We start from the raw sequence: 12,478 nt of genomic DNA on the forward strand, positions 1-12,478 counted from the left end.
CTTCAGATAGATTGGATGCGTTTTGTGTGGTTAAGTGTTGTGATTTGCGATCGGCTTTACGCCTAATTTGGGCGATCGCAGAGGACACTTAAGAACCACATCCTACCTCTTTGTAGCAAAAATGTGGGCAATTACAATTCAATAACAATTCTCAAGTGAATTTTAATTTATTGTACGTTGTGTCTATTACAAAGTGGGAATTTAGTAAAAAATAATACAAAAATATTTGCACTAAGTTGAGCAAAGACAACTAACGGTATCCATTGCATTCCTGTTAATTTAGCACTAGGATGTGTCAAACTTAATATTCAGAAAACAACAAAAGCTTTACGCACAAGCAACACGGCGACTTATTGAAATTTCCTTGAGGTGAGTAGTTAAACTGTGAGAAGTCAAGTCAGTAAAACTGAGTTAACTTGATAGCCATTTAAGTGAGGCATTTCTAAAATACTGAGGTAAACTTGCAAGCAAGTTAATCCACAATATTACTCAGCGGCTCGTCGGTCTGGGCATCACTTACAATGGAACACTGGCAATTTCTGATACAGAAACAAGGCGCTCGCTCGTGGCATATCCTAGAATCCCCAAATTTGGAAATTTTGGAAGGACAGTATAGAGTTTTGGCTCGTTCTAACCTTCTGAATACAGACGTGGAAGTGCGGGTAACTCACTCTTCAACTGAGGAAGTTCAACCAACGCGGCGAATTTTCAAGCGATCGCGTCGCACTAATTCAGAAGGCTTAATGCCGATAATTCCTTTTACCTACTTCCAAGCGGGAGTTTGGGAGTTGCGGTGTTCTGGCGATTTGATGTCGGATCTGCTCGGTAAATCTTGGCAATACAGCGTGCAAGTGCAGGTCTTCTCGCTGTTAGCAGAGAGAGAGCCGAGGAAAAATTTAGAATCAAGTTCACCCGACGATCGCCCAGATAATGTTTCTGACAATTTGGAATGTAATGCCCCAGCAGAAACTGCAATTACGTTATTTACGTTTGAGAAAGCGATCGCTGTTTCTGAAGAACTAGCAACTATAGACAGCAACCTTGCTACTACTGTTGCTCCAGATGAAGGAAACTTGGAATCTAATGCCCCACCAGAACCTGTAATTGAGCTAAATAAAGCGATCGCTGTTTCTGAAGAACTAGCAACTATAGACAGCAATCTTGCTACTACTGTTGCACCAGATGAAGGAAACTTGGAATCTAATGCCCCACTAGAACCTGTAATTGAGCTAGATGGAGCGATCGCTGTTTCTGAAGAACTAGCAACTACAGACAGCAATCTTGCTACTACTGTTGCACCAGATGAAGGGAACTTGGAATCTAATGCCCCACTAGAACCTGTAATTGAGCTAGATGGAGCGATCGCTGTTTCTGAAGAACTAGCAATTACAGACAGCAACCTTGTTACTACCACTGTTGTGTCAGATAAAACAGAAGAAGACGAAGATATAGTTATCGATGAGCCTGTGAGTCCTGTGTGGCTACAAGGAGAGACGGCAGAGCAGATTTTACAAAATTTAATAGATTTAGCTTTACCTGCCTCTGAACTGCTGCTCAAAGATGAAAAGGTCACAGATTCTTCGGCAACACAACTACCGCCACCATTACTGCTAACTTTAAATCAGGATAATTACATTGCTCGTTGGGGACAAGCTCTTATAATCAACGGGTACATAGAATTCCAAGAAAAGACAAATCTAGATTGGGGTAAAACATTATCTCCAAAAAGCTTACGGGCGCTTGAAGTAGAAATTGAACTGCGATCGCCTAAGAACTTGAAAATCTTGACCAAAGTGCGGCAACCCTTATCAGATAAGGAGTTGCCCTTTACAATCAATACCTCAATTGATATTCCTGCTGATTGTGAATCCAAGCTAATTTTGGCAGATATCAGTTTGTATGGTAAATTCGCCGATGCTGGTGAAGTCATGCCGTTAGCCAGCGAGTCCTTCACCATTACAGCAGATGTAACAGAATTACTGGCAATCACAGCCACAGTAAAACGCAGTACATCTTTAAATGACCCCATAACACCATCGGACTCATCTACTGTTTTCACAGAAACAGAGACACCTGTTAGTCGGCTCGATTTGAAACTATTAAATCTGGTCAAGACTCCAAAAATAGACCAGTCTCAGATAGTTCGTCCATCCCCAAACACACCTCTACCACCGCAAATTAACCTGCAAGTTCTGCGAGAAGCTAACCTGCGGACATCTAAGCTCAAGAATTCAAGCATTTCGTTGCCTCAATTACCGAAACTGCCCCCTATTCAAAGTGATGCCAACATTCCCACAGATATTGTTGCAGAACCACAGACACAAGAAAAGCTTGTAGAAAAGGATTCTACTATAGCCACCATCAACTTGGAGCAGTTGGTCATCAAGCAACGTCGAATGCCAATAATCGAGACTACTTTGCCATACTTGAAACGGCTACAAGCTCTGCCAGATGATGCCGAAGAAAAAGTAGAAAATAATGTTCCTCCAGATGGATTGGAAGTTAAAGCGGCTGAAGACTTGCCAAAGTTGGACGCAACTATGGCTGAAGATGAAAATACACCTGAATTAGTAGTAGGTGATGCACAATTTCAGGAAGAATCTGTTGCTGAAGGCGAAGCCCAGCAAAATACACAATTTCAGGAAGAATCTGTTGCTGAAGTCGAAGCCACACAAAATACACAATTTGAGGAAGAATCTGTTTCTGAAGTCGAAGCCCCCCAAAATGCACAATTAATTACAACAGGAAACCTTTATTCATCTCCCCTGCTCAGGAAGTGGATGCAGAGCCAAGGATACTCCTTGCCTGAATCTATCAACGATCTGCAACCTCAAGATTACAATAACTATGTTCCAGCACAGCAGATACCCCTTTCTCCAAGTGCAGAAAATGCCAATATTGATGTTAACTTGCCGTTAGAACTAGATGCCAACACGGAGAATAATCTGAGCGAAGGTTGGAGCAGTTCACAATTTCTCTTGACTGAAACGCGAAAGGGACAAGAGACATGGGAAGAAGTCGAAGGGTTGGCTCCTGAACTGGAGAACCTTGGGGAAGATATAGACACAGCGCAGGAAATGGAACTGGGGATTGGAGAAAATACGGAAATAGAAAAAGTACTAGAAGAACCAACAATCTCATCAGCTCTGTTAACACAAATACCGCCCCCTCCTCCTCCGATAAAAATAAATATAGCGTCAGCTTGGTTGGCGCAAGAAATCGTTGTAGATGATACAGATACCGAACTAGAAGGCGATACAACTGGGAGTTACACCTTTGAAGAAAAGGAGCAACCACTGTTATATTCATCTTCTTCCTTACCTATAATTGCAGCAGCCACTGAGCCTTTGCCAATTCCACATTTGTATGTACCAGAAGGCGAATTAATTGCTGGCAAGCCTGTCATAGTGCGCGTAGTACTGCCGGAAGTACCTTTGCAAGTTGTTGTCAAGTTATGGCTTGAAGATTATCAAACTCGTTACTTACTAAATGGCCCTCATCTATTGACAAATTTACTTCCTAATGCATCCGGAGGTTTTGAAGTGATGACACAATTAAACATTCCCTTTGGCTGTTTGGAAATTCGCTTAGAAGCGATCGCACTCGATCTAACAACCCAACAGGAAAGTCACAAAGTCACAATAGTGCGAACTGTAATTCCTCCAGACTTGCCAAGCTTGCAGCTAGATGAACTCCTGGGTATGTAACTCAGGTATGAGGGGCATTAAGCATTGGGAATTAGGCATTGGGCATGGAGAAGAGACAAGGTAGACAAGCAAGAGGGGGGAGACAAGGGAGAGACTTGTTCAATAATTCCCCCTTATCTCCTTGTCCCCCATATCCCAATTTCCCCTGTGTTAAAAATATGAAAGAATTTCAAAAATCTGGCAGAATTTGCAGTAAGCTCATTTTGAATTGTAGTGTAATTTGATAGGAACCTTTACTATGGCAGTATCTTTTTTGCCTTCTGTCTTGGCTAGTACTTCGTACTTGTCTGCTATCTTCATTCCCATAATTGGTTGGGTTTTGCCAGGTGTGGTCTTCGCGTTTCTGTTTTTATACATTGAAAGCGACGATATCAGTGATATTAACTGATACTGATGTAGTCATTAGTTATTAGTCATTTGCAAAAAACAATGACAAAGGACAAATGACAAATGACTAAAATTAATACCGCCTGTCTCTATGAGACAGGCGGTTTTTTTAACGTTGATTTCTCAACAAATGCTAGAAAATTCTAACTTATAGTGTTCGGTTCAAACTAACTCATGTTAAATCGAAGAACCGAGTCCGGCGTAGGCACCATAAAAGAAAATGCCCAAGACTGTAATTATACCTAAACCTGCGATCGTAGCGACGACCCACAGAGGAATTCTCCCACTTCCAGACACAGCTTCTCTCCTCCCTTAACAACAAATCAACACACGTTCATAAACCAAGATTAACAGCAGTACTTCTAATTAGTTAAAGAAGTAACTGGAAAACAGAATACCCAGAACGAAAATCATTAGTAATCCCAAGTATAGAGAAGTCCGGTTTAGTTCAACCGGCTGATTATTGGGATTGGGGGATCTTTCTGCCATAATTGCTCCTAACGGTGAATAAATTGCATTGCGGCGATCGCGCCCAAAAAGAATACAGTTGGTACACCTAAGGTGTGAACTGCCAGCCATCTAACGGTAAAAATTGGATAGGTAACTGGTTGATTGATGTTGTTTCCGCTAGTCATGATCTCAAACTACTTTCCAATAAATTCTTCAACTTGTTTTTTAGCTTCAAAACGGTTCTTCACAATGGGCACTTCCTGCCGCGCTGGTGTGAAATACTCGTTGGGACGGGGTGTACCAAAAGCATCATAAGCAAGACCAGTTTGCACAAATAGCCAACCAGCAATAAACAATGCCGGGATGGTGATGCTGTGAATTACCCAGTAACGAACGCTAGTAATGATGTCCGAAAACGGACGTTCTCCAGTGGTACCTGACATTTAGATCCCTACCTTATACATAGAGTGTTATTGAGTTTATTATCCTACAAAGTTAAGAAAGAGTTACAAGTTGCAACGTTTTTCTCAGAAATTAGGTATGGGGCACTTGTACTGAGCAACTTGCCCTGAGCGTAGTCAAAGGGAGTCGAAGTATTGGGTATTGGGCATTGGGCATTGAACACAAAAGGCGGAGGTGCGTAGGTGCAGAGGGGAAAAACTTACTGCAACTTCTCCTTGGTCACTGAGCGTAGCCGAAGTGCTGCCCCCTTGCTCCCCTGCTTACTCTACCTCTTACTCACTAAGCTGCTTCTGGAGAAGTTGTTTCAGGATTTGGTAGATATTTGAGCAAAACGCCGCGATCGCCAATTATAAATCCCCGCTCTGGCTCTAAGAACACAATCTTGTACAAATTAGCCGCAACTTCTTCTATGTCACGGTCTTTTTGCCAGGTTTTGCCACCGTCGCCACTGCGTAGCAAATTACCGCTACCGCCACCTATCCAAATTTCATTGGGTGTGCGATATGCCAAATCCAGCAAACCCCAACTGGTGGATAACTCTGGATATTTTGCATCTTGCCATTCTTCAGGTTTAGTTGGGTCACTAAACTGAACTTGACCTCCTCTAGCTAACAACCACAATTGCCCATTGTCAGCAAAGCCCATGTTTTCTACCCGCCGAGAACTATTGCGGTTATGGGCTATCCAAGCATCTTGCCCTGGTTCCCAAGTCGAGTAGAAACTACCCTTAGCCGAAACAGCAACATATTTCCCATCAGCAGAACGTTCCAAGTTACGCACCACACCCACTGCTGATTCCACCTGGGCTTTCCAGTTTTTGCCGCCGTCTGTGGTCTTATATATGGCTCCGACATCAGTAGCCATTTCCGCTGTATTGTCTGCTAGGGCCTTAACTGCGATCGGGCTACCTGGTAGCTTTTCGCTCAGGGGTATACGCGACCAAGAAGCACCTTCATCGGTAGTGTGTATTAACAGTCCAGGCTCTCCGGCAATCCAGCCTTCTTTGCCTGCAAAACTTACTGAGTCAAAGCGATACTTTTGCTCATCCAGTTGCAGTATTATTGGTTTCCAGGTATTACCACCGTCATTGGTTTCCAATAGGGTGGCATTGCTACCGACTAAGTAGCCATGCTCAAGGTTATTAGTAAAAGCAATATCCAATAAATTCGAGTCTGTTGGCACAGAAATGACTTTCCAAGGGTTGTAGCTAACAGAGGGAACTTGGCCACAACCTATACACATGAGGACTACTATTAACAAGGCAAATATTCGTTGCCAACCTTTCACAATTGAATGCATCAGTATTTCTTAGTTATTTCTAAATTTTTGTCGGAGTTGGCAGCCAGGATGCTGGAAAATCCAGGATTTTTCATTTTGAATTTTGTTAACGCAGCGTAAAGCCTCTGTTAGAGAGCGTTATTTTGAATTGCTTAAGGGCTGTCATTGTAAGCCGTAGAGACTGATAAAAAACAAGAAGCCAAGAGCCAAAGCACCAAAAATTAGGATATTTTTTTGGGTTGGCGTTAGGTTGTTGACACCCAAACCGTAACCGAGATTTTCTTTGAAGCCGGATGCAGTACCCGCAGGGCCGATGTTGGCAAAAGCGGTCTTCTTAGCACTACAAACTGGACAGCGCCAATTTATGGGCAGTTCTGCAAAGGTTGTCCCTGAAGGAATATCATCCTTATCGTCTCCCTTTTCGGGTTCGTAAACATAACCGCAGGCGCGACACTCGTAGCGGTCTAGCACCGTAGTCTCAACAGCTGGTTCGCTCATGGCTAAGGCCTCGCAGAGAAGAAATCTTAAATATACGTTAAAAATTATGACATAATTGTTAGACTTTTCTATCACTAGCAAAAGCGAATCAAATACCTGAAGTGCGTCTGTTTCCCAGATTTCAGAAAAACCAAACAGATATAATGTAAAAGAAAGTTACGCAGTTAAGGGATTGGGCATGGGGCATTGGGCATTGAGGCATTGGGAACAAGAGGCAGAGGTGCAAAGGGGCAGAGACGCAGAGGGGCAGAGGGAAAGAACTTGTTGTATAAGAACTCTCCTCTGCTCCCCTGCTCCCTTGCTCCCCTCCCCCACTCCTAAATCCCTAATCTCTAGTCGTCAGTACCCAATCTCTAGTCACTACTTAAAATACTCCATAAGCGGTAGATACTCATTGTGTTTGTCCTCAGCGGTTACGAGTACCTTCTAGGCTTCTTCATCATCTGTAGCCTAGTACCTGCCTTAGCGCTCTCAGCTTCCAAGCTCCTACGACCCAGTAGTTACAGCCCAGAACGTCGCACTACCTATGAATCTGGCATGGAACCCATCGGGGGAGCCTGGATTCAGTTCAACATCCGCTACTACATGTTTGCTCTGGTCTTCGTCGTCTTTGATGTGGAGACTGTATTCTTGTATCCTTGGGCGGTAGCTTTCCACCGTTTAGGGCTATTGGCATTTATTGAAGCGCTAGTCTTTATTGCAATTCTTGTAGTCGCTTTAGTTTACGCATGGCGTAAAGGAGCTTTGGAATGGTCTTGAATTCTAACTTAACAACCCAGGGCAAAGAACGAATCATCAACCCCATTGAGCGGACTACAATCACTCAAGACCTTTCAGAAAACGTCATTTTGACGACGGTTGACGATCTCTACGACTGGGCGCGGCTTTCTAGTCTGTGGCCGTTGTTATTTGGTACTGCTTGCTGCTTTATTGAGTTTGCAGCTTTAATTGGTTCCCGATTTGACTTTGACCGTTTTGGGCTAATTCCCCGTTCTAGCCCCCGCCAAGCCGATTTAATTATTACGGCAGGGACTATTACGATGAAGATGGCTCCCCAACTGGTGCGTCTTTACGAACAGATGCCAGAGCCGAAGTATGTAATTGCGATGGGAGCTTGCACAATTACTGGCGGGATGTTCAGCGTTGATTCCCCCACGGCAGTGCGCGGAGTTGATAAACTGATTCCTGTGGATGTGTACTTACCTGGTTGTCCTCCCCGTCCAGAAGCAATTATCGACGCAATCATTAAGCTGCGGAAGAAAATCGCCAATGAATCGATGCAAGAGCGGGGTAAAATTAAGCAAACTCACCGCTACTACAGCACGACTCATAATTTGAAGCCAGTAGAGGAAATCTTAACTGGTAAGTATTTGCAGTCAGCAACTCGCTCTGCACCACCGAAGGAATTGGCGGAAGCGATTGGTATGCCAATACCACCTGCACTACTGACAGAAAAGGCGCAAAAGGAGGAACAAACCCGTGGCTGAAGAAGAGTCTAAACCAGTACCAGCAGACGAAGAAGAGTCTAAACCAGTACCAGCAGCGAAAGAAGAGTCATTGGTACAAGCGGGTAAAGTTTCTCAGTGGTTGACGGAAAATGGCTTTGACCATGAGTTTTTAGCACCAGACAAGAATGGTGTAGAGATAATTAAGGTGGCGGCAGATTTCTTGCTTCCTACTGCTACAGCCCTTTATGCTTATGGGTTTAATTATCTCCAGTGTCAAGGTGGTATTGACCTTGGCCCAGGACAAGAATTGGTGAGTATGTATCACTTGATTAAAGTGAGTGATAATAGCGATCGCCCCGAAGAAGTTCGAGTTAAGGTGTTCTTACCACGCGAAAACCCCGTAGTGCCTTCTGTGTACTGGATTTGGAAGACCGCAGATTGGCAAGAGCGCGAGTCTTACGATATGTTGGGCATTGTCTACCAAGGACACCCAAATCTCAAGCGGATTTTGATGCCGGAAGATTGGGTAGGTTGGCCTTTGCGCAAGGATTACATCTCGCCTGATTTTTACGAGTTGCAAGACGCTTATTAAAGATTGCTGAGTTTCAGCAGTGAGAATTTTGATCACCTCACCCCTCTTCGTTAACGGAGAGGGGTGTCGTTTTATTGCAGTAAAGCAAAGGGATGTTGAGGAAAAATAGTTTATGTACAAGTTGAATTGCTAGGCTGAATTGGGGGATTGAGAATCGTCTTCATTGGGGAGGCAGCGCTGTGGGCGAGTTTCCCGACTTGAGGCGACTGCCGTTTAAAGATGTGATTTTTAATGAAGATCATTCGACTATACGTAAGGGTAACGCCCCTGCAAATCTATCGGTACTCCGAACGTAAGCGTAGCCCGCCGTAGGCATCGCACTCAATATTTGGCGCCGAAATGGTTATTTTTCCATCACCTCAGCCCAGAGATTTACTTCTAATGATATTGACAAACTCTTATCCTTTGTGGAATAAAACAGTTCTGCTCCCCAACCCTCCTTTCAAGGGCAGGTTTTTTGTTTAAGCAGAAGAGAAAACTATGGAACCCGTTGATTGCATCATTCCTATACCAAAACTCCACATTGCCAAAACTTTCGCTTGTGCCCGACTTAGGTGTGGTAGTTTTTGGCTAACGATCGCAATCCAACTGTTTAAACCCGGATCTTTACTCATGACCTGCTTTGTGTCACGAGGGTTTATCTTAACATCTGATTCTTCAAAAAACCTGCCCTTAAAAGCCTTAATCCCCGCGATGTTGTATTGGGGGGAAATTCCCAATCTAGTTCCCTCCCCAATACATACGGGGAGGGTTAGGGAAGGATATTTTTGTACTTCATTAACTTACAATCTGCTGTAAAGGTAAAATATCCTTGAGCGATCGCCATTCAACTTTCACATCACGTTATCATCGGATCTTGGGGAATTTCCGTGCATAACTCGATAGCATCTATGACTGCCTCTCACTCCGAAACTCCATCTACCAAGCCCGATGCAAGTACTTTTATTTCTGACCATCAACAGGTGGATCGCAGTAAGCTAAGTCAAATGTACTTGCATTATGTCGAGACAAAGGATAAATATCCTCACGCGGTATTGCTGTATCGGGTAGGAGATTTCTTTGAATGCTATTTCCAAGATGCTGTAAAACTAGCGCAAGAATTAGAATTAGTTCTCACTAGTAAGCAAGCTGGGGAACAGGGACGGGTGGCGATGTCTGGTGTTCCGCATCACGCTTGGGAACGCTACGCGACGATGCTGGTAGAAAAAGGCTACGCAGTGGTAATTTGCGATCAAGTGGAAGATGCTTCTGAAGCTGCTGGGAGATTGGTGCGACGAGAAGTAACGCGCATTCTGACTCCTGGGACTTTGCTGGAAGAAGGAATGCTCAAATCCAGTCGCAATAATTACCTTGCAGCAGTAGTAATTGCTGTAAATCATTGGGGTTTAGCCTATGCAGATATCTCTACAGGTGAATTTTTTACCACTCAAAGTAGCGATCTAGAACATTTGACACAAGAATTAATGCGCTTGCAACCTTCAGAGGTGTTAGTTCCGACAAATGCTCCCGATTTGGGTAATTTGCTACGTCCAGGAGAAACTTCGCCACATTTGCCGGAGTGTTTGCCACCATCATTTTGTTATAGTTTGCGATCGCAACTTCCCTTTTCTCAAGGAGAAGCTAGACCTAGATTATTGCAGAAATTTAAGGTGCGATCGCTCGAAGGACTCGGTTGCGATCGTCTTCCCCTCGCCGTTCGTGCGGCTGGCGGTCTTTTGGAATACTTGGAAGATACCCAAAAAGAAAACCCTGTCACCCTCCAGAGACTCCGCAGCTATACTGTCACCGACTACCTAATTGTTGACAATCAAACCCGCCGTAACCTAGAAATTACCCAAACCGTCCGGGATGGCACTTTTCACGGTTCCCTACTTTGGGCGTTAGATAAAACTAGTACAGCAATGGGTGGGCGAGCTTTGCGGCGGTGGTTGTTGCAACCCCTAGTCGATATTAAAGGCATTCGGGCACGTCTTGATACTATCCAAGAATTAATGGAAAATACGCCCCTGCGTCAAGATTTACGCCAGTTGTTAAGGCAAATTTATGATTTGGAACGACTCACAGGAAGAGCGGGTTCTGGTACAGCTAATGCTAGAGATTTAGTGGCATTGGCAGATTCCCTCTCCCGCTTACCGGAATTATCCAACTTAGTCGTTGAGACGCGTTCTCCTTTCCTGAAAGCTTTGCAGAAAGTCCCAAGTGTATTGGAAGAATTGGCACAAAAGTTACACGCACATCTTGTAGAGTCGCCACCCATACTAATTAAAGAAGGCGGATTAATTCGCCCCAGTGTAAATCCCCTACTGGACGAAAGGAAGGCGACTGTAGAAGCAGACCAGCAATGGATTGCCAACTTGGAAGTTGATGAGAGAGCTAAGACAGGAATTTCGACACTGAAGGTAGGATTTAACAAAACCTTTGGTTATTATATCAGTATTTCCCGCACCAAAGCCGACCAAGTACCCGCTAATTACATCCGCAAGCAAACTCTGACCAATGAGGAACGTTACATCACCCCAGATTTAAAGGAACGAGAAGCTAGAATTCTCACAGCGCGAGATGATTTAAATCAGTTGGAATATGAGATTTTTACGACCTTGCGGGAAGAAGTAGCACAAGAGGCGGAAATAATTCGCAATTTATCTCGTGCAGTAGCGGCGGCGGATGTGTTGTGTGGTTTGGCTGAGTTGGCGGTGCATCAAGGTTACTGTCGTCCCGAAATGTTGCCAGGAAGGGAGATAAACATTGTTGATGGTCGTCATCCGGTGGTGGAACAGTCTTTACCTGCGGGATTCTTTGTGCCGAATTCGACGCAATTGGGTCAAGAGTCATTAGCAGATGACGAAGAAAAAATAACAAATGACATAGACGCGCCAGCGGCTTCCCGCAGGGTAGGACAAAAGACAAATGACAGTCCCGATTTAATTATTCTGACCGGGCCAAACGCCAGTGGCAAAAGTTGTTATTTGCGTCAAGTGGGATTGATTCAGTTAATGGCGCAGATTGGTAGTTTTGTACCAGCGAGATTTGCCAGATTGGGAATATGCGATCGCATTTTCACCCGTGTCGGTGCAGTAGATGATTTAGCAACTGGTCAATCTACTTTCATGGTGGAGATGAATGAAACCGCAAATATTCTCAACCATGCCACATCTAGGTCGTTAGTACTATTAGATGAAATTGGTCGCGGGACAGCGACATTTGATGGTCTTTCCATAGCTTGGGCGGTAGCAGAATATATAGCAGTGGATATTCGGTCGCGGACAATTTTTGCCACGCATTACCATGAATTAAATGAACTGGCTAGCATTATACCGAGTGTGGCTAACTATCAAGTGACAGTGAAAGAATTACCCGACCAAATTATCTTTTTGCACCAAGTTCAACCAGGAGGTGCTGATAAGTCTTATGGAATTGAAGCAGGAAGATTAGCAGGTTTACCAGCCGTAGTTATTCAACGCGCAAAACAAGTCATGGGACAAATTGAAAAACACAGTAAGATTGCGATGGGACTGCAAAATCTTGATGGGTAAGCAAGTTCGTAGTAAGGACTTTAGTCCTTATTTTTTCAGCACTAAAGTGCTTATAGCGCTTCTCGTTTGTGTGAGGTACACACGTAGGGGCACGGCACTGCCGTGCCCCTACACCCCGCGATA

General features: G+C 44.1%; 13 protein-coding genes. 6 read left to right on the forward strand and 7 right to left on the reverse strand.

Annotated elements, in window-relative coordinates; translation table 11 throughout:
- Positions 1 to 521 precede the first annotated feature (521 nt).
- A complete protein-coding gene (locus NLP_RS35125) occupies positions 522 to 3,707 on the forward strand; it encodes a hypothetical protein (protein WP_325034690.1) in 3,186 nt (1,061 codons plus the stop codon).
- A 238-nt stretch (positions 3,708 to 3,945) separates the two neighbouring features.
- The gene (gene psaI / locus NLP_RS22180) at positions 3,946 to 4,095 is read left to right on the forward strand and encodes a photosystem I reaction center subunit VIII (RefSeq protein WP_104908254.1); all 150 of its coding nucleotides are present in this window, start codon (positions 3,946 to 3,948) and stop codon (positions 4,093 to 4,095) included.
- 176 nt (positions 4,096 to 4,271) lie between these two features.
- Here the strand turns inward: psaI and NLP_RS22185 are convergent, their stop codons facing one another.
- The 6 genes from NLP_RS22185 to NLP_RS22210 form a co-directional block, all read right to left on the reverse strand.
- Positions 4,272 to 4,391 carry a photosystem II reaction center protein J gene (locus NLP_RS22185; protein WP_012411803.1) on the reverse strand — a complete coding sequence of 40 codons (120 nt, stop codon included), beginning with the start codon at positions 4,389 to 4,391 and terminating at the stop codon, positions 4,272 to 4,274.
- Positions 4,392 to 4,460: 69 nt separating this feature from the next.
- Entirely contained in the window at positions 4,461 to 4,583 is a 123-nt protein-coding gene (locus NLP_RS22190) for a photosystem II reaction center protein L (RefSeq protein WP_104908255.1), read from the reverse strand.
- Positions 4,584 to 4,591: 8 nt separating this feature from the next.
- Positions 4,592 to 4,729, reverse strand: coding sequence for a cytochrome b559 subunit beta (gene psbF, locus NLP_RS22195; RefSeq protein WP_012411801.1), 138 nt, complete (start codon positions 4,727 to 4,729; stop codon positions 4,592 to 4,594).
- A 9-nt stretch (positions 4,730 to 4,738) separates the two neighbouring features.
- Complete coding sequence (gene psbE / locus NLP_RS22200; RefSeq protein WP_104908256.1) at positions 4,739 to 4,987, reverse strand: cytochrome b559 subunit alpha; 249 nt, start codon at positions 4,985 to 4,987, stop codon at positions 4,739 to 4,741.
- Between the two features lie 298 nt (positions 4,988 to 5,285).
- On the reverse strand, positions 5,286 to 6,305 hold the full coding sequence (locus NLP_RS22205; RefSeq protein ID WP_104908257.1) for a photosynthesis system II assembly factor Ycf48: 1,020 nt from the start codon (positions 6,303 to 6,305) through the stop codon (positions 5,286 to 5,288).
- 141 nt (positions 6,306 to 6,446) lie between these two features.
- Complete coding sequence (locus NLP_RS22210; RefSeq protein ID WP_104908258.1) at positions 6,447 to 6,782, reverse strand: rubredoxin; 336 nt, start codon at positions 6,780 to 6,782, stop codon at positions 6,447 to 6,449.
- A gap of 396 nt (positions 6,783 to 7,178) precedes the next feature.
- Between NLP_RS22210 and ndhC the strand changes: the two genes are divergently transcribed.
- Genes ndhC through NLP_RS22225 form a run of 3 tightly spaced genes read left to right on the forward strand, consistent with a single transcriptional unit; the run spans position 7,179 to position 8,822 of the window.
- A complete protein-coding gene (gene ndhC / locus NLP_RS22215) occupies positions 7,179 to 7,541 on the forward strand; it encodes a photosynthetic/respiratory NAD(P)H-quinone oxidoreductase subunit C (RefSeq protein ID WP_104908259.1) in 363 nt (120 codons plus the stop codon).
- Positions 7,532 to 8,269 (forward strand): photosynthetic/respiratory NAD(P)H-quinone oxidoreductase subunit K, encoded by a 738-nt coding sequence (gene ndhK, locus NLP_RS22220; RefSeq protein WP_104908260.1) that lies wholly within the window; start codon positions 7,532 to 7,534, stop codon positions 8,267 to 8,269. Before ndhC ends, ndhK begins: the two co-directional genes overlap by 10 nt.
- On the forward strand, positions 8,262 to 8,822 hold the full coding sequence (locus tag NLP_RS22225; protein ID WP_104908261.1) for an NAD(P)H-quinone oxidoreductase subunit J: 561 nt from the start codon (positions 8,262 to 8,264) through the stop codon (positions 8,820 to 8,822). The genes ndhK and NLP_RS22225 overlap by 8 nt, the downstream gene beginning before the upstream one ends.
- A gap of 461 nt (positions 8,823 to 9,283) precedes the next feature.
- Here NLP_RS22225 and NLP_RS33430 read toward each other — a convergent pair whose 3' ends face one another.
- Entirely contained in the window at positions 9,284 to 9,436 is a 153-nt protein-coding gene (locus NLP_RS33430; RefSeq protein WP_158680492.1) for a hypothetical protein, read from the reverse strand.
- 276 nt (positions 9,437 to 9,712) lie between these two features.
- On the opposite strand from NLP_RS33430, the gene mutS reads away from it, so the two are divergent.
- Positions 9,713 to 12,355 carry a DNA mismatch repair protein MutS gene (gene mutS, locus NLP_RS22235; protein ID WP_104908263.1) on the forward strand — a complete coding sequence of 881 codons (2,643 nt, stop codon included), beginning with the start codon at positions 9,713 to 9,715 and terminating at the stop codon, positions 12,353 to 12,355.
- The last annotated feature ends 123 nt before the right edge of the window (positions 12,356 to 12,478 follow it).

Source organism: Nostoc sp. 'Lobaria pulmonaria (5183) cyanobiont' (genome assembly GCF_002949795.1).
Taxonomy (GTDB): domain Bacteria; phylum Cyanobacteriota; class Cyanobacteriia; order Cyanobacteriales; family Nostocaceae; genus Nostoc.